Source organism: Natrinema sp. DC36 (assembly GCF_020405225.1).
Classification (GTDB): Archaea; Halobacteriota; Halobacteria; order Halobacteriales; family Natrialbaceae; genus Natrinema.
Genome location: NZ_CP084472.1, coordinates 373402 through 394209, shown reverse-complemented (window position 1 = coordinate 394209; position 20808 = coordinate 373402). Strand labels below are relative to the sequence as shown.

19 protein-coding genes are annotated in these 20808 nt (G+C 65.1%); 10 read left to right on the top strand and 9 right to left on the bottom strand.

Annotated features, from left to right (window positions below):
- Window positions 1–3 precede the first annotated feature (3 nt).
- The 3 genes from LDH74_RS02080 to LDH74_RS02070 all read right to left on the bottom strand — a co-directional run bounded on the left by LDH74_RS02080 (window position 4) and on the right by LDH74_RS02070 (window position 4695).
- On the bottom strand, window positions 4–474 hold the full coding sequence (locus LDH74_RS02080; RefSeq protein ID WP_226040979.1) for a 30S ribosomal protein S15: 471 nt from the start codon (window positions 472–474) through the stop codon (window positions 4–6).
- Between the two features lie 274 nt (window positions 475–748).
- The gene (locus tag LDH74_RS02075; RefSeq protein ID WP_226040978.1) at window positions 749–2863 is read right to left on the bottom strand and encodes a type II secretion system F family protein; all 2115 of its coding nucleotides are present in this window, start codon (window positions 2861–2863) and stop codon (window positions 749–751) included.
- Window positions 2860–4695: a type II/IV secretion system ATPase subunit gene (locus LDH74_RS02070; RefSeq protein WP_226040977.1), complete on the bottom strand. Its 1836-nt coding sequence runs from the start codon at window positions 4693–4695 to the stop codon at window positions 2860–2862. Before LDH74_RS02070 ends, LDH74_RS02075 begins: the two co-directional genes overlap by 4 nt.
- 219 nt (window positions 4696–4914) lie before the next feature.
- Between LDH74_RS02070 and LDH74_RS02065 the strand changes: the two genes are divergently transcribed.
- From LDH74_RS02065 to LDH74_RS02045, 5 genes are all read left to right on the top strand, one after another.
- Entirely contained in the window at window positions 4915–5382 is a 468-nt protein-coding gene (locus tag LDH74_RS02065; RefSeq protein ID WP_226040976.1) for a DUF5793 family protein, read from the top strand.
- 102 nt (window positions 5383–5484) lie between these two features.
- Entirely contained in the window at window positions 5485–6651 is a 1167-nt protein-coding gene (locus LDH74_RS02060; RefSeq protein ID WP_226040975.1) for an ABC transporter ATP-binding protein, read from the top strand.
- A gap of 222 nt (window positions 6652–6873) precedes the next feature.
- A complete protein-coding gene (locus LDH74_RS02055; RefSeq protein ID WP_226040974.1) occupies window positions 6874–7515 on the top strand; it encodes a DUF998 domain-containing protein in 642 nt (213 codons plus the stop codon).
- Window positions 7516–7587: 72 nt separating this feature from the next.
- Window positions 7588–7866: a UPF0058 family protein gene (locus tag LDH74_RS02050; RefSeq protein ID WP_098724042.1), complete on the top strand. Its 279-nt coding sequence runs from the start codon at window positions 7588–7590 to the stop codon at window positions 7864–7866.
- A 57-nt stretch (window positions 7867–7923) separates the two neighbouring features.
- Window positions 7924–10653 carry a transcriptional regulator gene (locus tag LDH74_RS02045; RefSeq protein WP_226040973.1) on the top strand — a complete coding sequence of 910 codons (2730 nt, stop codon included), beginning with the start codon at window positions 7924–7926 and terminating at the stop codon, window positions 10651–10653.
- 248 nt (window positions 10654–10901) lie between these two features.
- Here the strand turns inward: LDH74_RS02045 and LDH74_RS02040 are convergent, their stop codons facing one another.
- Window positions 10902–11207, bottom strand: coding sequence for a hypothetical protein (locus LDH74_RS02040; protein ID WP_098724040.1), 306 nt, complete (start codon window positions 11205–11207; stop codon window positions 10902–10904).
- Window positions 11208–11512: 305 nt separating this feature from the next.
- Between LDH74_RS02040 and LDH74_RS02035 the strand changes: the two genes are divergently transcribed.
- From LDH74_RS02035 to LDH74_RS02025, 3 genes are all read left to right on the top strand, one after another.
- Complete coding sequence (locus tag LDH74_RS02035; RefSeq protein ID WP_226040972.1) at window positions 11513–12928, top strand: adenylosuccinate synthase; 1416 nt, start codon at window positions 11513–11515, stop codon at window positions 12926–12928.
- A gap of 154 nt (window positions 12929–13082) precedes the next feature.
- Window positions 13083–13277, top strand: a complete 195-nt coding sequence (locus tag LDH74_RS02030; RefSeq protein WP_226040971.1) for a methytransferase partner Trm112 — start codon at window positions 13083–13085, stop codon at window positions 13275–13277.
- Window positions 13278–13292: 15 nt separating this feature from the next.
- Entirely contained in the window at window positions 13293–13883 is a 591-nt protein-coding gene (locus LDH74_RS02025; RefSeq protein ID WP_226040970.1) for a hypothetical protein, read from the top strand.
- Between the two features lie 129 nt (window positions 13884–14012).
- Here the strand turns inward: LDH74_RS02025 and LDH74_RS02020 are convergent, their stop codons facing one another.
- The 3 genes from LDH74_RS02020 to LDH74_RS02010 all read right to left on the bottom strand — a co-directional run bounded on the left by LDH74_RS02020 (window position 14013) and on the right by LDH74_RS02010 (window position 16572).
- On the bottom strand, window positions 14013–15149 hold the full coding sequence (locus LDH74_RS02020) for a DR2241 family protein (RefSeq protein ID WP_226040969.1): 1137 nt from the start codon (window positions 15147–15149) through the stop codon (window positions 14013–14015).
- A 4-nt stretch (window positions 15150–15153) separates the two neighbouring features.
- Window positions 15154–16071, bottom strand: a complete 918-nt coding sequence (locus tag LDH74_RS02015) for a CbiX/SirB N-terminal domain-containing protein (protein WP_226040968.1) — start codon at window positions 16069–16071, stop codon at window positions 15154–15156.
- Between the two features lie 156 nt (window positions 16072–16227).
- Complete coding sequence (locus LDH74_RS02010) at window positions 16228–16572, bottom strand: BsuPI-related putative proteinase inhibitor (protein ID WP_226040967.1); 345 nt, start codon at window positions 16570–16572, stop codon at window positions 16228–16230.
- A gap of 126 nt (window positions 16573–16698) precedes the next feature.
- Between LDH74_RS02010 and LDH74_RS02005 the strand changes: the two genes are divergently transcribed.
- A complete protein-coding gene (locus tag LDH74_RS02005; RefSeq protein WP_226040966.1) occupies window positions 16699–17457 on the top strand; it encodes a DUF2797 domain-containing protein in 759 nt (252 codons plus the stop codon).
- A gap of 73 nt (window positions 17458–17530) precedes the next feature.
- A complete protein-coding gene (locus LDH74_RS02000; RefSeq protein WP_226040965.1) occupies window positions 17531–17929 on the top strand; it encodes a hypothetical protein in 399 nt (132 codons plus the stop codon).
- Between the two features lie 89 nt (window positions 17930–18018).
- On the opposite strand, the gene LDH74_RS01995 is transcribed toward LDH74_RS02000, so the two are convergent.
- Together LDH74_RS01995 and LDH74_RS01990 are read right to left on the bottom strand one after the other, a co-directional pair.
- On the bottom strand, window positions 18019–19797 hold the full coding sequence (locus tag LDH74_RS01995; protein ID WP_226040964.1) for an ABC transporter substrate-binding protein: 1779 nt from the start codon (window positions 19795–19797) through the stop codon (window positions 18019–18021).
- Window positions 19798–19935: 138 nt separating this feature from the next.
- A complete protein-coding gene (locus LDH74_RS01990) occupies window positions 19936–20808 on the bottom strand; it encodes a phosphatase PAP2 family protein (RefSeq protein WP_226040963.1) in 873 nt (290 codons plus the stop codon).

The window sequence follows — 20808 nt, the reverse complement described above, 5'->3', positions numbered from 1 at the left end:
GGGTTATTCGTCCTCGAGCAGCTCGGTCGCAACCTCGTGGGAGTACTGGAAGTCGGGCGCGATTTCGTCGCCGCGGTAGTACTTGACCAGGCGGCGAACCTTCGCTTCGGTGTTTTGCAGGGCGCGCTTGTTCTGGAAGTCCTGCTGGTTCTCACGGACGTGCTCGCGCAGGCGCACGGCACGGATCATGAGGTTCCGGAGATCCTCGGGGAACTCCGATTTCGCGTCGTTCTCCTCGAGAATCTCGGTGATCTTCTTCCCGGTCGCCAGCTTGACGTCCGGGACGGGCGTGCCGGTGACGCCTTCGTCACGCAGCTTCATTCCGATCTGACTGGGATCGTGGCCCTGTTCTGCCAGTTCGACGACTCGGGCTTCGATATCGTCCGAGTCGACGTCGCTCCACTCCGGCGGTTCGTCTGCCGACGGCTTGTCCGAACCGGACGAGCCGCGACGGCGGGTGTGCATTCGTGCCATTGGTTGAGGATAGGAATCGCACTGACCGCGAGTGTCGTCTGTCGAGCGACAGTCACTGCTCCCGCGACGGGAGTTGCGCTGTCCGACAGTACGTGGCTCTCGCCGTGCACTTCCGCAATCCCAAGCCACCCGAAAGAGGGGGTGACACAGTCGGATTTGCGGCCGTGCGCTTCCCACTACCGCTTCCGGCGTCGGGGACTAAAGCGTTTCTACATCGACACCACGGTTGCCGGGCGGATGGGCGAGTCCGCCGCGGCTACCGCGGGGCTGCCGGTCAGAGGAAAAGTGCGAAGACCAGCACGGAGAGTCCGATCATGGCGGCGGCGTGTTTCGTCCCCGCTCCGACATCCCCGGTGCTCAACTGGCCGGCGATCAGCCCCGAGAACGTCCCCTGAACGAGGGTCGCGTGGTAGAACAGCGTGGCGTAGGCGTCGGCACTGACCTGGGAGAACCCGCCCAGGCCGCTGATTCCGGTGCCGGACGCGGCGGGCAGCTCCGCACCCCCGGTCGGGAGGTTCGGGATCAGATAGCCGGCGAGCACCGCGATGATGAACAGGAAGACCAGAAACGAGACGTAGACGACCACCATGTACTCGACCATCGCCTGCTTTCGCTCGCGCTCGAGACGGCGATCGGCCGCGGCCTGTCGCGCGGCAATTCGGAGGGTGGTCTCGAGGTTGCCGCTGGCCTTCATCGATTCGGTGAGCAGGGTGACGACCCGGGAGATCGAACGGGTACCGACGCGACCCTCGAATCGGCCGAGCGCCGTCCGGAGATCTGCACCCCACTGGACGTCGTTCCAGATCCGGTCGAGTTCGGGACCGAGCGGCCCGAGATCGGACCCCCGAACGCGGCCGATCGACGCGACGATCGACAGGCCGGCCTCGTTGACGCTGGCGAGTCGATCGAGCAGGTCCGGGACCGCGCCTTCGATCGCCGCGAGCCGGCGACGGTGGAGTTCGTAGGCGATCGCGAAGGCGGTCAGGGCCCCGAAGGTCCCGATGGCGACGGTGTCGTCGACCGCAGTCGCGTCGAATCCGCCCTCGAGCGCCGTCGGAAGCTGACTAACCAGTGCTCCGAGCACGATCGGGACGGTGATCGCGAGCGTGAGCGCCGGCCGCTCGACGAGCGTTCGAATCGGGTGGCCGAACCGATCGCAGATCCCGGCCAGCAGGCGATAGTACCGCACCCGTTCGACGTTCGGGTGCGGGGTCGGGCTCGGTCCGGTGGCGACGCCCTCGTCCGGTCCAGTCCCGCCGTCGGCCCGTCGTTCGACGCCTGACGGGACCGCGTCGACTGACGTGGTGTCGACGGCGGGCGACCCCTCGGCGACCTCGCTGCTGGGGTCGAGCTTGTCGGTCACCGTGCTCAGATACACCATAAACCCGACGTTAGCCAGGGGCAAGACGAGGTAGACGAACAGCCGCAACTGTCCGAACGTGTCGTCGCCCGCGATCCCCATGACGACGAGAATGGTGATCAGGAAGAGCGGCCCCGCGACCAGCACCGTGACGTAGGCTTCGGCCAGCGTCCCGAGCAAATCGAGGGCGCTCTCCTGCTGGGATTCGGCGTCCTCGCGGTAGTCCTGATACTGTCGCTCGAGGAACGGCGAGAGTCCCTGTCCGCTCTGGAGGACGCTGACGAGGTTCTCGGTGAACTCGCGGAACTGCGGGCTGGGCGAGCGCCGCCCCATCGTCTGGAGGGCGGTGATCACGTCGGTTCCGAACGTGTCCATGCTCCGGCAGGCGACCGAAAACTCCGCGGCGGCCTCGCCGTAGGTGTCCTGCTGATCGGCGACGACGCGGACGACCGCCGGGAACGCCATGCCGCTCCGCGAGAGCGCGTAGATAAAGGCGACCAGTGCGGGTAACCCCGCCTCGATCCGTCGGGCGCGGGCGTCGGCGACGTACCCCGGATACCACCACCGAAACCAGTACGCGGCGTAGCCGGCCACGGCCCCGAGCGTGAGCGCGGAACCACAGAAGAGGACGACGAGTTCGACCAGCGACAGGGACGGGAGCCCGCCCATGGCCGCGAGGAACCCGAGCGGGCCCGGGAGCGCCGCCCGCAGCGTCTCGGGATCGATCGAGAGGAGAACGAGGAGGCCCCAGATCGCGTAGATTCCGAGAATCGAGCCGGCGACGGCGGCGATGGCGGCGTACAGTAGCGTCTTCGACCCGTAATCGCGGCCGGTCGTCGGAACCCGTGCGGCTCGTAACGCCGCTCGCCTATCCGGGCGCTCGCCGCGGACCGCATCGACGGTGCTCCCGAAGAGACGGATCGCGATCCGACTCAGGGCTCTATCGACGCGATCGGCGTATCTGGCGCTCACGACCAGTGCACAGAGCATCACCGCCAACGCCAGCGGACCGACGGTGACGAGTCTCATCCGTCTCGAGCGTCGTCGATCTCAGTTCGGGTCGATCCGTCGATGCGTCCCGCGTCGGGGCGGGTGGGAGCGCTATCGTCGTCACCGGTCGGATCATCAGCGGCCTCGTCCGCAGCAACGTCCACGTCGTCCGCGATCGTCTCGAGGATCCGATCCGGGTCGCTGTAGTACTCGTTGACGAGCGCGGTAAAGCGTCGGTAGTCGGCGATACCGTTTGCCTGGAGGTACTCGAGGAACCGCTTTCGGTTTGCGAGTTCGCTCAGTAGCTCCTGCTGGCTCCAGCCGCGTTCGTCCCGGATCTCCGAGAGGAGCTTGCTGCCGGCGCTCCGGAAGCTGTCGGTCTCGCTGTTCCACGTGTAGGCCGTCGAGTAATCGAGTTCGCCGGTCCGCTGGTCGACGCCTTCGATTTCGGCGAGGACCTTGTTCCGGCGCACGCGCTGATCGCCCGTGCGTGTCAGCGTCTGCACCGCGAGCACGTCGAGGCTCTGGACCATCGATCGGGGAACGTTGATCGGCTCGTTCTCGAGCCGGTTGATGGCCGTCTGCACCGAATCGGCGTGCATCGTCGAGTACGTCGTGTGGCCGGTGTTCATCGCCTGAAAGAGGGTCATCGCTTCCTCGCCGCGGACCTCGCCGACGATGATGTACTCGGGGCGGTGCCTGAGCGCGGATCGCAACAGATCGTACATCGTCACGTCCGTTCCCTCGTGAACTCGCTCGCGCGTGATCGACGAGAGCCAGTTGTCGTGAGATAACTGGAGTTCGCGGGTGTCCTCGATCGTTACCACCTTCGATCGGGGCGGGATGAACATCGAGATGGCGTTCATGCTGGTCGTCTTCCCCGACGCGGTGCCGCCCGCGAAGAGCAGGCTCTTGTTGTGCTCGATCGCGAGCCAGAGGTAGGCCAACTGTTCGACGTCGAACGTGCCGTACTCGAGCAGATCGATGGGCGTGAACGGCTCGTCGGCGTACTTTCGGATGGTGAACGCGGAGCCCCGCGGTGTCACCTCCTCGCCCAGCGCGAGTTCGGCCCGGGAGCCGTCGGGCAGGGTCGTCTCGACCATCGGGTCGCCGATAGAGATGTGTCGGCCGGAGTGCTGGGCCAGCCGAACGACGAACCGATCGAGCGCGGACTTCTCGAAGGAGACGTTCGTCGCGACGTCGGTGTACTCGTCGTGGTAGACGAAGAGGGGCAACTCGTAGCCGTCACAGGAGACGTCCTCGACGTGCGGGTCGTGCATGATCGGGTCGAGCGGGCCGTAGCCCCGGAAATCCCGGTAGATGTAGTAAAACAGGCGGTAGAACGTCGCCGCGTCGATCTCGGCCCCGTAGCGCTCCAGGAACTCGCGGATCGTCTCCCGGAGCAGCGACTCGATGTCGTCGCCCTCGTCCTCGCGGTACAACAGCGGATCGCGGACGTCCTCGAGCAGCGTCTCGAGCAGGACCGCCTCCTCGTCGCGGAGCGTCGGTTCGACTGTCCGGTACCGGTGTTCGCTGGCGTCGTGGTCGTAGCCGATGGAGACGAACGAAAACGGTGCATCGACCCAGTATCGGTCGACTTCTTCGAGCCCCTGGCGGTCGTCGAACGTGACCAGCGGACCGTGACTGCCCGGCTCGTAGGCTCCGACGTCGACGGTCGACCCCCGGAGGGTCTCGACGACCCGTCGGAGCGCGCGCCGAGCGGCGTCGATCGTCGACTCGAGGCGCTCGCCGGCGGCCACGTCCGAACCGTCGGTGCCGGTAGCCGCGGAATCGTCGGACGGACGAGCGTCGACGTCGCTCTCGTCGTCGGTTCTCGCTCCGCCCGAACCGCTGTGGTCTGAGGATTCCATCGATCGCGGGTTTCGTGACACGTCCGGACGCGACTGCCATAAATGAGACGGCCGACCGGTGCGTCGACCGTCAGCTCGAGGCGAGTGACGAATCACCGTGCTCACGATACCGCACGAATTGTTGACCACTATCGATGAATTACAGTTCGAATTCGGCCGCCTACATAATTTGCCGTGCGTTACGTTCATACCGTGGGAGTCCGAAGCAACGGGTACGGAATGAGGCGCGAGCACTTCACGTTAGATGTCGTTCATATCGACTGGGTCGAGACCGACGGCGAACCGAAAAAGCCCGTGGTATCGATCGATTTCACCGGCCCGGCGACGATGCTTCGCGAGCGCCTGACTGGTCCCGGCGGCGACGTTCTCGAGGCGAGCGAAACGGACGTTGCCCTTCGATTGCAGGGGCCGTTAGGAGACGACACTGCGGGGGTAGTGAGCGTCACCAATCGTATAACCGGCGAGTTCATCCTCGAACTCAACGAGGACGCCGACGACGTCCTTCAGTTCATTCAGGCTGCGCGAGGATACGGCGACGCCGCCGACGACGAGGGCCGGTACGCGGTCGAGATCACGCTCGACGGTGACTCGTTCGTCGACTACGACAAACGAACGTTTCTCGTCTACGACGACGAGGGGAGCCTGCTCCGGCAACACAGCCTGATCCCCAGCGGCGTCGAACTCTGAGCGTCGTGTCGCGCGTTCACCGTCCGGTGCTGGACCGGCAATTATAAGTGTTTTAGGCGTGCCTAAAGGCATGTACGCCGGCGGACGGCGAGGAGTCGATATATGGTGAACGGGCAACTACGGACGACGACGGCCGAGGAACAATCCGCAAAGCCGACGGCGAGGGAGTCGATTCTCGAACTCGACGGAGTCACGAAACGGTACGGAAGCGAGGACGTCATCGGTGACCTTTCCGTCTCCGTCCACGACGGCGAAATTCTCACCCTCCTGGGCCCGTCGGGCTGTGGCAAGACCACGACGCTCCGGCTGATTGCTGGCCTCGAGAAACCCGACGCCGGCCGGGTCCGACTCCAGAACGAGACCGTCTCGGGCGACGGGAACTTCGTGCCGCCGGAGGAACGTAACGTCGGAATCGTCTTTCAGGACTTCGCCCTCTTTCCACACCTGTCCGCGCGAGAGAACGTTGCTTTCGGCCTTCAAGACCGGACCGAGACCGAGCGTGCAGCCCGCGTCGACGAACTCCTCGATCTGGTCGGTCTCGAGGCACACGGCGACCACTATCCGGACGAACTCTCCGGCGGGCAACAACAGCGAATCGCACTCGCGCGCTCGCTGGCCCCCGAACCCGAGATGTTGTTGCTCGACGAACCGTTCTCGAGCCTGGACGTGAGTTTGCGCGTCGAGATGCGTGAGGAGGTCCGCCGGATCATCAAGCAAACGGGCGTCACCGCGATTTCCGTTACCCACGATCAGGAGGAGGCGCTGTCAATTTCCGACAGGGTCGCCGTAATGAACGACGGCGACATCGAACAGATCGACAGCCCGCAGCAGGTCTTTCAGCAACCAGAATCTCGATTCGTCGCCGGCTTCCTCGGCCACGCCAGTTTCCTCTCTGGTGAGGTCCACAGCGACAGCGTCGACACCGCGCTCGGCCGCGTCCTCCGCAACGACGTTCACGGACTGGCACAGCAATACGACGGGAGTACCGTCGACCTGCTCGTCCGGCCCGACGACGTGACCGCCTATCCGGCCGAGGGCGCGGAGGCCGACGGCCGCGTCGTCTATCGGCGCTATCTCGGCCCGACCGTCCTCTATCGCGTCGAACTCGACGGCGGGGAGACGATCGAGTGCATGCACAATCACTCCGACCGGATCGACCTCGACGAGCGTGTCGGTGTCCGCGTTAGCACCGACCACGAACTCGCGTGGTTCCCCGCGGATCACCGCGAGGACGTCGACGCGGAGCCCGCTCCCGCCAGCGCCGATTGATCGCGACGCGTCACGACTCCCAGCCACTTTTCGTCTTCCAGCGGGCCTCGCCCGTCTGTTCGGATCTGTCGCTCGAGAGTTGATGGTGTGGACCCTCGCTCGAGTCGATTCGACGGCGGCTTACCCCTTTACCGGCACTTGCGCTTACGCAGGTGTTCGCTCACAGCGAAATCAACGATCCGAATAGTCACGTTGATTGAGACGCACATGCGAGTCAGCGCTATGGTTGCCTGGAGACGGATCGCGACGTACTGTGGGTTCGCCGGACCGATCGTCTCGATTGGGGCGATCATGCTCGCCACGATCGTTGCACCGCTCGAGACGTTCACGTGGCACGGACGGGCGCTCTCCGATATGGGTCGGTACGGCGCGCCGACGTTTTTCCTGTTCAACGGTGGACTGATCGTCGGCGGGCTGCTCGGTTTCCCCTTCGCGTGGCGGCTGTGGCTCGAGAGTCGAAACAGCCTCGAGCGCGTCGGCATCGTGCTACTCGCGGTCGCCGTCGTCGGGATGATCGGCGTCGGGATCTTCTTCCTCGAACACACGACCCTCTACCTCGAGACGAGTTTGCACGGCCTCGCGGCACTGACCGTGTTCGGCGTGGCACCGTTTGCGGGGTGGATCTACGGTACCGGTGCGGCACTGGCCGGCGATGGCCGTCTCGCGGTCGCCTCGTTCTGGCTCGGAATCGTCCACCCGGTTGCGTGGCTGGGCTGGCTGGTGTCCCTCGGCGGCGCAATCGATACCGGGACGTGGTTCGCCGTCCCCGAATTCGTCGCCGCCCTCGCGTTCGGCGGCTGGATCCTCTCGCTGGCACTCACCGTCTCTCGTCGGGCTGACAGCGAACCGGACGTATCGGCCTAGTGAGCGCTTCCGGCCGTTATTGCGACCGTCGGCCACACAACGCTTAAATCGAAACCGTTCTTACACGTGTATATGCATAAAGACGAACTCCTCGAGCTTCACGAAGAACTCGTCGTCATCATGGAGTACTTCTCGGAGCGCGAGGAGGTCGACGAGACGTTGTTCGATCACTACCGACAACTCGACGTCGACCCCTCGCACGTTCACAAGTCGAAGAGTGAACACAAACACGCGGTTTTCGTCCTCGGCAACGCGCTCGCGAGCGCGATGAGCGAAGACGAGTTCTCGAGTGCCGGTCGGATCGGCAAGCGGATGAAGGAACTCGCCGAGGACGCGGAATCGAAGATATAGAAAATAGCGCGGTCGTCTAGGCGAAACGTATTTGGTGTGGTTCCCGCTTGTTGACGTATGGACTCGCGCACGCAAGAGCGCGTCGAGGAGTGGGACTCCCGCCCATTCAACGGCGGTTTCGACGGTCTCTCCGATCTCGCTGATAGTGATTTTTCGGGTGCCGTATCGGCGGCGGGCACGTGGCTCTTTATGCTCAACGGCCGCATCGTCGGCGTTGTTGATGGCGACATCGAGGACTTCGAGACTGCCTCGGGCACGCGGTACGAGGCCCCCCACTCGTCGCTTCCCTTACTCTGTACGATGGAGGAACAGGGCGGCGAGCCGCGGGCGAAATACTACACGAACGAGACACCGCTTCGCGAGGTCGACGGCACGTTGCAGAGCGGCTCGTTCACCGGCTACATCGAACTGAGCGAGAACGTGCTCAGCGGCGACTACTACGCCGTCTACTACGGCGGTCGCCGCATGGCCGCAGCCTACATCGGCAACGCCGAACGGCTGCACACCGGGGACGATGCCTTCGAGCGAGCGGCCGACGAGGTCGGTATCTACGAGGTCACCGACGTTGAGATCGATGTCGTCGACGTTCCAGGGACGGCCGACGTCGAACCCGATTCAGGGCCGAAATCGACGACAGGCGCCGATACGGCCGATCGAGCGGTCGACGCGGGCGCTACCGACCCGTCTCCGGCTGCCGACTCGGCGTCCGATCCGACCGCTGACTCATCTACTGACTCAACGACCCCGTCGATCGACCCGATCGACGTCTCGGACACCGACCCAGTCGCCACCGACGACGCGGCCGGGAGCGACCCGATCGAAGCGGCCACCGACGACGACGAGCCGACGCTGTCGTCGGAGATCGATCTGACGGACGACGCGACGGGTATCACGGCGACCGACGAAAGCGAAGCGGAGTCGGAGTCCGCCACTGCGGGCATTACCGACTCGGGGCTGTCCGTCGATCTCGATCCGGATTCTGACCCGGACAACGAACGCACCCCAGCAGAGCAGGAGACGGGCGCGGAGACCGAGTCGACGGAGTATGCGGATCCCGACACTGAATCCGCTGGATCGGTCGAGTCCGAATCGGAGTCGGAGCCAGCACTGGCGGAGCCGGAAGTCGAAGGATCGTCGGCCGGCGAGGGTACCGCGCCCGATCCGACGGACGGAGACAGCACTGAGAACGAGCCGTCGACGACCACGGAGACGACTGCAGCGTCCACCGAGACGGCCGTCGAACCGACTGAAACTGCGGATTCCGTTGAAACCGACGACGCCGACACCGATGATTCACGACCGACGACGGGCGAGGGGTCCGCTTCGAGTCCCAACCTCGCGGAGGTCGAGGCGGCGGCCGAGGAACTCGAACAGAACGATATTTCCTGGGTCGATGAGGACGACGCAGACGAGGACGACGAGACGACGGCAGTCGGCTCGTCCGACGACGAACCCGCCACCGAGGCCGAGGCGACGAGCGCGGAGGACGGCCTCGAGGAGCAGTTCGAACGGGAGGAGGAGTGGCGCGAGACGCGACGCATTCCGTCGATCGATCCGGAGAACAGCGAGGCGATTTCCGACTCGAGTGCGAGCGAACGCGAGGCGAAACCGGGTCGCTCGTCGCCGGATCGATCCTCGTCGGAGCAGTCGTCGAACCAGGCCGACGCGAGCACGGCCAACACCCCGTCGAACGACGCTCGAGCGGACTCGCAGGACTCTGCGGCCGAGACGTCGACGGCGTCGGCCGCCGCCGGGTCGCGAGCGGGCCGATCTCGAGACGCGGAGTCGGGTTCACGGAGTGAGGCCGCCGCCGCGACCGACGCGCGCAACGAACGGGTTGCGGCCCTCACCGAGAAGGTCGAGACGCTACAGGAGCAACGCGACGCGCTCGTCGCGAAAGCCGACGAACTCGAGGCCGAACGCGATCGGCTGCAGTCGACGAACGAGGATCTCTCCGCGACCGTCGAGCGGCTCCAGACGCGGATCGAGGAACTCGAGACGGAGCTGCAACGCGCCCGCCAGCGCGAGGCCGGCGATGTGGAAGCCGAAGCGAGCGCGACCACCCAGCTCTCGGCCCAGCAGGCGCTCTCGGGGACGAATCTCTTCGTTCGCTACGGGTCGAAGAGTCAGCCGACCCTCGAGACGGCCCACGACGGCAACGCGGATCGCAGCGAGGTCGCGTCGAACCTCCAACTGGAACACCACACCGGGTTCGATTCGAGTGACGCCGCCGTCGACGGGACGTCCTACGAGGAATTCCTCGAGTCGACGATGGAACACCGGTTCGTCGACTGGCTCACCGAGATGCTGCTCTACGAGATCCGCGACACCGGCAACGCGGACGGACTTGGTGACCTGTACGACGCGATCCCGCGGATCGATCGGGCCGAGCTCGGCGCGACCATCTCGCTCGCGGACGACGAGACCGAGGACGTCCCCGACCAGGTCACCTTCGACATCGTCGCCTACGACAAAATGGGGAATCCGCTCGTGCTGGTCACGCTCAACGACTCGCGGGAGCCGGCGACGCAGGAACTCCTCGGCGAACTCGAGGAAGCCGCGTCCGCGGTGAAGGCGAACTATCCGGATCTGGCGGCCGCGATCGCCGTCACCTCGAGTTACTTCGAACCCGGCGCGCTCGAGGTGGCCGAGCAGGCCACGAGCGGGGGCTTCCTCAGCCGGGGCTCGAAACTGAGTTACGTCAACCTCTCCCGGAAGGACGGCTACCACCTCTGTCTGGTCGAGTCCCGTTCCGAAGGGTTCCACATGAACGTCCCCGAGCTGTAGGCCGCCGCCGTCGAATCCGTCCGATTTTCCCCGTCGATAGCAGTTATCACCATCGTACCGACGGTGCCTACTACTGATCACCAAATCGGCCGCGGTGGCTCTCTCGGCGTAGCGACGCTCTGAGAGGAACAGGTGAGCTATAAGTAGCCGCTGTCCGGCAAAAAACGGCGGGAAGAAGTGTCGTTCGTCGGCGACGCACCGGCTAGCGGCCGCGGGGTCGGGCGACGGCGTCCGAACCGGACGCGAGACTAGCCTTCGATCTCCGCGACGTCTTCGATCTTCATGCCGTCGAGCTTCTCGACGATTTCGTCGAGCTTGCCGTCGAGTTCGTCGACGAACTCGACGGTGCGCTCGGTCTTGATCGCTCCCTGACTCGAGGGCTCGATCAGGTTCTCCTCCTCGAGGACTCGAAGCGAGTAGCGGACCTTGTGGTGGGGGTACCCCGTCTCGTTCGACATCTTGACGATCCCGATCGGTTCGTTCTCGATAACCATCTTCAGGACCTGCAGATGACGTTCCAACATATCGACTTCCTTCTCAAGTCGGTCTATCATGGCATTTGTTAACTTGTCTTTGGACCTTTTAAAAGTTCCCCTCGAGAATCGGAACGTCCACTCTCAACTAGGTGTTTGTTCCTGTGAGTAGTTAACACTTTCGGTGGCGCCGGCGTGTCGGAGACGCCCGCGGGCGAGTCACCCGAATCTGTCGCTTCCGGTTGTGCCTCAAGTCACAGACCCGAGACCGGCGGGGAAGCGCGTTTTCGCGGACGCTGTCGCTCGCGTGGCGGATTCGCGGCCCTCGGTAGAGTCACCCGCATACCGTAATCTGTTTATCGGCCCGGCAAGAACCCGCCGCTGTTATGACCGTCACTATCGTCGGGTCGCAACTCGGCGACGAAGGCAAAGGTGGGGTCGTCGATCTCTACGGCGACGCCGCCGACGTCGTCGCCCGGTATCAGGGCGGCGACAACGCTGGCCACACCGTCGTTCACGACGGAACGAAGTACAAACTGTCGCTCGTGCCGTCGGGAGCCGTTCGAGGGAAGATCGGCGTCCTCGGCAACGGCTGCGTCGTCAACCCCGAAACGCTGTTCGACGAGATCGACACGCTACGAGAGCGCGGTCTCGAGCCGGACGTCCGGGTCGCCGAGCGCGCCCACGTCATTCTCCCCTACCACCGCGCGCTCGACGGCATCGAAGAGGAGGAAAAGGAGGACCTCGCCGCCGGGACGACCAAACGCGGCATCGGCCCGACCTACGAGGACAAAGCCGGCCGCCGCGGCGTCCGCATCGGCGACCTGCTCGACCCCGACGTGCTCCGCGAGCGCCTCGAGTACGTCGTTCCCCAGAAGAAAGCCCTCGCGGAGGAGGTCTTCGACAAGGAGACCGGCGAGGAGTTCGACATCGACCACCTCTATGAAACCTATCGCGAGTACGGGGAGCGCCTCGCCGAGGAGAACATGACCGTCGACTGCGGGACCTTCCTGCAAGAGCGGATCGACGCCGGCGAGAACGTCATGCTCGAGGGCGCGCAGGGTACCTCCCTCGATATCGACCACGGGGTCTACCCCTACGTCACCTCCTCGAACCCGACCGCGGGCGGCGCGACCGTCGGCACCGGTCTGGGCCCGACCGTCGTCGGCGACGGCGAGGTCATCGGCATCGTCAAGGCGTATCTCTCTCGAGTCGGGACCGGCCCGCTGCCGACCGAACTCGGCGGCGTCGAGGACCAGACGCCCGACTACGATAGTGACGCGGATGGGGCCGCGGACGAGGAAGAACTCGCGACCTACATCCGCGACGAGGGTGGGGAGTACGGCACCGTCACCGGCCGCCCGCGGCGCGTCGGCTGGCTCGACATGCCGATGCTTCGCCACGCGGCCCGCGCGAACGGATTCACCGGACTCGCGGTCAATCACATCGACGTGCTCGCGGGTCTCGAGACGGTCGAAGTCGGCCACAGCTACGAGTTCGACGCCGCCGAGCAAAGCTCGGCGAGCAATCAGAACTCCCCGAGTTCTGATGACGGCGAGGAGATCTTCACGATGCCGCCGACGACCGAACAGTGGGGGCGCTGTGAGGCCACGTTCAAATCGTTCGACGGCTGGCCCGAAGTCGACTGGGGCGCGGTCGCCGCCGAGGGCTACGAGGCTATCCCCGAGAACGCGCGGACCTACCTCGAGTACATCGCCGACGAACTCGAGACGCCGATCTACGCCGTCGGCGTCGGTCCCGGCCGCGAGGAGACCATCGTCGTCGAGAACCCGTACCAATAGCGCGACGGCCGTTTTCTTCGACCGCCGTCCGCTCTCCGCTCGGGCGTGCGCAAACCGCTACGCTTCGTCACCAGTCCCACTACCGCCCGGTTGCCCGTCCGCTCGCGAGCGACGTTCCCGAAACCTTTTGCTGGAGGCGACGAGCCTACGTAGTATGAAGGAGTCGTTGCTGGACATTCTCTGCTGTCCGCTCGATAAACACGACCTGGAGCTCGAGGACGCCGAACACGATGACGAGGAAGTCATCGCCGGCACCCTCGTCTGTTCCGAGTGCGGTGAGGAGTACCCCATCGAGGACGGCATTCCGAACCTGCTGCCGCCAGACATGCGCGAGGGAACGCCGGCCTAACCGGTCAGATCTATCGTGTCTCAACCAGCGGTCACCGTCCACGTCAACCGCGGGTCCGCCGAGGCGCTCGAGCCGTCGAGCACGTCGCTCGAGACCGACGGCTCGTTTCTCCTCTCGCTGTCGGGTCACGAGTCGCCCGCACACGTCCACTGTCGCCTCGCGGGTGACCTCGAACGGATCGCATCGCTCGAGGAGTCGAACTACTTCGTCGAACCGGACGGCGTCACGACCGTCCCGATTGCCGTCAACGCCGACGTGATCGAACGTCCCGTCGACGGCCACCTCGAGGTACTGACGGGCTACGGCTCCGAGTCGATCTCGATCGCCGTCACCGTCGTCCCCGGACCGCCGGATGTCGACGTCGACGAGTCCCTCGCCGAACCCGCCCGCTCGGAGCCCGAGCCGACGACGCTCGAGCGCGCGGTCGATCGGGTCACCGATATCGCGGGACTCGAGCCGGGAACACTGGCGGTGCTGGCGCTCGGAGTCGTCGCGGTCGGGATCGCCGCGCTGACGGCGGCGTCGATCGGCAGTCCGGTCGTCACGGCGGGGCTCGCGATCGTCGTCGCTGGGTTTGCCGTCGCGCTGTTTCTGTTGGTTCAGTAGATCGTCGCGTATCGTCGGTGCAACTCCCCAGTACGAACCCAGACGACGGATCGAAAGTCGAGTTGCGGCGGGTCGCAGCCTCGAGTCCGGGCCTCGAGCCGGAATACGAATTACGGGCCGATATCCGATTCACTCGTCGACCGGCGTCGCCTCGAGTCCCTCCTCGCCGAATCGCTTGGCCCGGAGGTACCGCGCCCGGTAGCGGTTCGCACCGTCGTTGACGTCGGCTTCGCGGATCTCGTCGACCCGCCCCTCGGCGACCGCGTCGATCAGCTCCTCGAGCTGGTTGCGTTCGCTGGTCGTCAACTCGAGCTCGTAGGTTCGTTCTTCCTCGGACTCGAGGATGGCCCACTTGCGAGCGGCCGCGATCACGAGCGAGCAGGGCTCGCGGCAGGGGAAGGGGCCGTCGCCGCCGTCGGCGTCGAGTTCGTCGCCGTCCTCGTACTCCCACTCCCGCCGACGGAGACACTGGGAATCGACGCAGCAGGCCTCGGCCATCCACTCGACGGCCTCGCGGGGGAGTTCGTCGATCACGTCGTAGATCCCGGTCTGTCGCTCGGCGGTCTCGAGCCAGTGGTCGACATCGAGGGCCCCCCGTCGTTCTCGATGCCAGTTGGCGATCGTTGCCGGATAGAAGAACCCGATCGCGTCGACGAGGTCGTCACCCGAGAGACCGGTGAAGGCCCAGCCGGCGGGAAGCGTCGGTGCGGTCTTCAGCGGCCGATAGCGGCCGTCATCGTCGTGCGTCGCGATCTCTCGCGCGTCTCGCGGCTCGTCGTAGACCTCGAGGTCGGCGAGATCGCTGTCGGCATCGTCGACGTGCCAGAGGTCGTAGACGCGCTCGCCGTCGGGGTCGTCGATATCGACGAAGCGGGCCGTGATAGACAGCTGGCCCCACTCGCGGTCGATACCGTCGCGCAGCGCGTCGTACCGCTCGGGGACGGCGAGCGGCGCGTCGACCGTGGCTTCCGCATCCGCCGCGTCCTCGGCGTCCGCGAGCGGCGCTCGTTCGCACCACCGGAGGAAGGCGCGTCGCGCGGTCCCCTCCCCGCCGACCGTTTCCTGCCAGTAGCGCCAGTTCGTGACGTACTCGTCGCTGGACTCGAGGGCGCGCCCCAACGCGGCCTCGTCGAGGCCGGGCCACCGGTTTTCGCCCGCTTCGAGGCTGTACCCGTCGTCCGTCTCGTCGATTCGGAGGCCGTCGAACGCGACGCCCGACGACGCGCGGTCGAGCAGCGCCTCGAGGTCGTCCGTCGCGACCGTCACGCGTCTAATCCCCCGCGCCCGCTCCGGCGTTCGGTTCGGGACCGGAGTCGGCCCCGGTCTCGGCGACCGACGCGGCGAGTTCGCGGACCGCCTCGCGCGCGTCGCCGATGTCGGCTCCCGCGTCGGCCGCCCGCTCGAGGAGGACGTCGGCCAGCAGGTCCTCCGTGCCGACGGCGCCGGTGTACCAGATCCGGTGGCCGTCGACCTCGCTCGGCACGTCCCAGCCGAGCCGGTAGTCCTCGGTCAGCCCCATATCTTCGGGAATGTCCTCCTGCGTGTGGTAGCCGTCGGCGATGAAGAGGGGGACGACGACGATGTCGTCGCTCTCGAAGTAGTCCGTCACGTCGTCGACCTCCGGCTCCTCGTCCATGAACAGCGCCTTCACCTCGTCGAAGCGGTCTCGTTCGGCGATTCGGTCGCTGTGGTACTCGATGGCCTTCGCGGAGTTCTCGTTGCGGTCGGTGCCGTGGCCGACGACCGAGAGGCCGACCCCCTCTCCCACGTCCGGATTCTCGGTCGCGGTTTCGGCTCGCTGGATGATCACGTCCGTCATCGCGTCGTGCGTGCCGACAGGCCCGCAGTAGTGGATCGTCTTGCCGACGTCCTCGGCCTCGAGCGTGGCCTGTGATGCGCTGGTGCCGTCCGACTCCCACCTGTCGGGATCCCAGTCCTCGAGGCGAAGTTCCCGCGGAATGATTTGCTCGGTGAAGTAGCCCTCGCTGATGAAGAGCGGGACGACGAACACCTCGTCGGACTCGAGGGTGCGGATGACCTCGCGGAAGTGGGGTTCCTCCTTCCAGAACGCCTCGCGGACCTCGTCGAACGCGCCCGTCTCGCGGATCGTGTCCGCGTGGGCGTAGGTCGGATCAGAGGCGTCCGGATTCAGATGCGATCCGTGTGCCGCGATGACCAGCGCTTGCATGGCCGACGCTTAGGATGGACACGGTATATGGACTTCGCTGCCGGTCCTCGTCGCCGGGTCCGATGACGGCGCTGGAACCGGTTCGACCCCGCAAACGACGGGTCTCACGACGGCACCGAAGTTGCGAGTGTTACGACGCCACCAAAGCGGCGAGCGTCACGACGGCACCGAAACGTCGGTTCTCGCCTCGCAGGTCTCGTCGGTCGCTCGCAGCTCCGCGGTCGCGGTGTACGTTCCCGGCTGGGGGTCGGACCACTCCGCTTCGTACGTCGCCGACTCGCCGGGCGCGAGGGGTTCCGAGCTGAGTACCTGCGCGAACACCCGTCCCTCGGAGAATCGCCAAACTTCTTCCTCGTCCGCGGCGAGCACGAACTCCGCCGTACACGCGTCCGTAAACTCGAGTTCGACCGCTTCGCCGCCTGCGTTGGTAATGGTGAACACGAACAACACGGCGTCACGCGCGTCGTCACCGGCCGTCTCGAGCGTTCCCTCGAGGGACATGGCTCACCAATCGGGGTCGTCGCGGATAGGTCTTCCTCGGCGGCCGCCGAACGATCGGTCGGCGCGTCCGAGACGGCGAATCCTGAGAGCGCTACGCCTATTTACGCCCGGTCCCAACCCGAACCCGTGCAACTGGTCGGCTACCGCTCGAGCGGGAACGGCTCGTCGCTGCTGGTGAGCGACGACGCCGGGGAGATCGACCACCGACCGCTCGAGGCCGGCGAGGACCTCGCGTACTCGCTCGGAGAGCGTCACTGTGCCGGCACCATCGACGAAGACGGCGCGCACGTCGCCTGCGATCGGCCGTCGGCCCCCTACTGCGAGTACCACACGAGCACGTGGGTCTGTGCCCGCTGTACCGGCACCTGCCTGAAAGACGAAATGGACTGTTACGAGGAGCACGCGGTGTACATCGCAGCCTTCGCCCCCGACACGTTCAAGGTCGGCGTCACCAAGCATCGGCGGCTCGAGACCCGACTGCGCGAACAGGGAGCCGACCGCGCGGCCCACGTCCACACCGTCTCGAACGGCCGGATCGCCCGCGAGATCGAGGCCGAGATCGCCCAGCGGCTGGTCGATCGCGTCCGGACGCCGGCGAAGGTCGCCTCGCTGGCCGCGACGGTCGACGAGGCCGCGTGGGAGTCCACCCTCGCGGAGTTCGATATCCTCGAGCGGTTCGACTTCGACTACGGGGTCGACCTCGAGACGCGTCCGGTTCGCGAGACGATCGCCTCGGGGACCGTCGTGGGCGTGAAAGGGCGGTTGGTCGCGCTCACGAACGGCGGGACGACTTACGCCGTGGATATGCGCGACCTCGTGGGGTACGACCTCGAAGAGGGCCCGTCGAATCGCGATCTGCAATCGTCGCTGGGATCGTTCGGGTAGGCATCACGTTCGGTCCGGCGTGCTCATCAGAGACATGGCAACCCTTTTCCCCGCCGCTCCAGAATCGATTGGTATGACGGACGAAAACGATTCTCCCGACGGAGAAGAGACAGGCGAGGATAGCGAGGAGAAATCCTTCCGCGAGCGTGTCGAGGAGATTCGCGAAAAACGCGCCGAAGAGGGCGACGGCGAAGGAGAGGCCCCCGAGAACCCGTTCGGCGGCGGTGGCGGTCCGGGTGGCCCCGGCGGTATGGGCGGCGGCAACCCGTTTGCACAGATGATGGGCGGCATGATGGGCGGCGGTGGCGGCCCCGGTGCCGGCCCGGGCGGTCCGGGTGCTGGTCCCGGCGGTCCCAGCGCACAGGACGAGAGCAACGAAGAACTCGTGCGTGAGGTCCGACAGATGCGGGACGAACTACGCGATCAGACTCGCGCACTCAAGCGCATCGCCGACGCGCTCGAGGATCGATAACGTCACCGTCTCGTTTTCGACGCTTCTCCGGCCGATAAGCGACGCGAGAAGCGCGTCTTCCGCGCTCATCGACGGGAACACGACGCCGATCACTGTCTGACGCGGAGTCGGTCCTGCTCGTCGTATCGGAAGCCAGCGTCTTCGAACGCCATTTGTGCCGCGTTGACGTTTATCTCTCCGTCCGTTCCAAGGAACGGCGTTTCGGGGTCGCTCCCGTTCCACTCGAGGCTCTCGGGAACCCACTCGTCGATGACTGGCGTCGCCACGGGTCGTGCGTTTCCGTGGAACACCTCTTCCACCAGCCACTCCTTGTCGATCAACTGCGCGAGGACGCGCCGGAACCGTGGGTTACTGAACGGTGCGTTCCGCGCGTTGAAGCCGAGGAAGTAGAACGTCCACGACGGCGATTCGACCAGCTGGCCACCGTCGGATCTGCTGACGCCGTCGATGACGTTCATCTCGAGTGCCGACAGCGTGACGTCGGCGTCGTCGTTCTCGACGGCCTGAACCGCCGTTTTACTGCTCGGGGCGATTCCGACCGAGAACTCGTCGACGGTCGGTGACGGCAGATCGACGTCGTGGTCGAGTGTAAAGTGAGAGTCGAACCGTTCTACGGTGAGCCGTTCGCCTTCGGTTCGGTCCGCGAACCGGAACGGGCCGCTTCCGACCGGTTCCATATTGTTCGTCACGACCGCCTTCGTGGTCCCCTGAGCGATGCTGACAGTGCCTGGTCCCCTGGCGTCGGCTGTCCGGTCGCGCCAGACGTGTTCGGGGAGTATCGGAACGAGAAGGGCGCGTTCGCCGACCGCTCGATTCGTCCCGACCGTAATCTCGACGCGATTGCGGCCCCGGGTGTCGACCGTCTCGACGGATTCGACCTGACCGCGGAACCGGGGGGCTGGAGAGTCGATATCCCCATCCTCGAAGGACATGTCTTTGAGAAACTCGTACGTGAACTTGACGTCGCTGGCGGTTACCGACGTGCCGTCGTGGAACTCGCACCCGTCTCGCAGTCGGACATCGATCGTCGCTCCGTCCCAGTCCCACGATTTTGCGAACCACGGGTGGACGGTGCCAGTGGGATCGTCCGTCGCCAGCGAGTCGTAGAGCAACTCGGTAATCGTTCCGCGACCGCGATAGTCGACCGCGAGCGGATTGAGATTTTCCGTCGGTCTGGCATCCGTGTGGGTGGCGCGGAGCGTCTCGACGCCCACCGACGGCTCGAGACCGAGATAGCCGCGACGGGTCGCGAGGTGGTCCTTGCTCCAGCCGGCGAATCGATCCGTTCTGACGGCTCGGTGTTCTTCAGGAATGCAGATCGGAACGAACGGCTGCTCGACCGCGATCGCCTCGAGTGCGCTCGTGACGGCCTGCCGTCGTTCATCGCCCTCGGCGCGGCGTTGCTTCACGAGGAGGTCGTCGACGGCCAGGTTAGTGTAGCCGAATGGGTTCTGCCAGCCCGATTCGTCGGCGTAGCGCGAGTACAACGCCTGGAAGAGGTAGTCGGGATCGGTTCCGCCGGGATGACGACTGATACAGATGTCAAAATCGTGGTCGTACAGCACCGTCCGGTGGAAGTCGATGCCCGATCGAACGTCCAAGGAGACATCGATTCCGGCTGCCGTGAACGTCTGTTCCAATCCGTTCGCGATCCTGATGCACGCTCTGTCGCTTTCGGCGGGGAGGGTAGTGATCGTTAGCGAGAGCTGGTCGATATTGTCCCGGGTTACGAGATTCCGGAGGCGTTGCATACAGCCGCTGGTGGAGACCGTCAGACCGGCGGTCGCAGCGAGCGCGGCTCGACGGCTGATGGATGTGCCGTCAGTGTCGCGGCTACTGCGTTTCGGGACGCCACGTCGTCCGTTCATTATGGTCGTCTCTCATCATTACCCACCGCGCTATAACAGTATTATGTTCCCTGAATGGATGAGTCGTCGGTGACGCCGCACGACTTCGGTAGATCAGGTGGGGGATCTGTCGACTCAGTTGGACTCGGTTCCCCGCGTTTAGTCCTGTTCCTGAACCGAAGGGAGTCGCTCCTGCAGCCAGGGGAATCGATCACTGACCTTTGTAGCGAGTTCCTCGAGCGTCCAGCGACCGACGAGCCGATCCGAGAGGCTCACACAGAGGGCGGCGAGCAGTAATCCCGCGGCGACGTCGATGCCCCAGTGAATTCCGAGATACATCGTCGAAATCGCGACGCTCGCCGCCAGCACGACCGCGATGGGGAACCACTTCGGAAACGCGGACCGCGTTTGCCACGCGAACGCCGCGACGGTCGCCGAAAGCGAGGTATGAAGCGACGGGAAGACGTTCGTGCTGGCGTTGACCTCGCGGGTGAGATACTGGTACTCTGGGTTCGTGTTGTACAACATCCGCTCCATGAGTTCGGCGGGCATCAGATTCCGAGGACCGTACGCGATCACGAAGATATACAGGACGAGACCGATCGCGTAGTTGAGGGCGTAGGCCGTCAACAGGCGGCGAAAGACCCGGGTATCGGAGAGGGTAAAGTAGGCGATAACCGGGAAGATCAGCAGGAACGTGTAGCCGTAGACGTAGACCGACGAGAAATACGCTGACGTCTCCGGGGTCTGAATCGTCTGAAAGACCAGGATGAACTCCCCTTCGATATTGTAAAACGCCGACGTCAGGCGGATCCCGATCTGCCGCGATAGCTTCGGCGCGGTCTGTCGGGCGACCCGGTTGATCAGTAAGACGACGATCAACACGGCGATCACCGGGGCAGTCGTCTTGAGCCGAGTCCGCCACTCCGAGCGCGTTCGAGCGAGGCGCTCACGGCCGATGAAGACGATGATCGACACCGGCACCAGAATCGCGATTACGACGACGAGCTGAGTCAGCACCTCGGCGAGCAT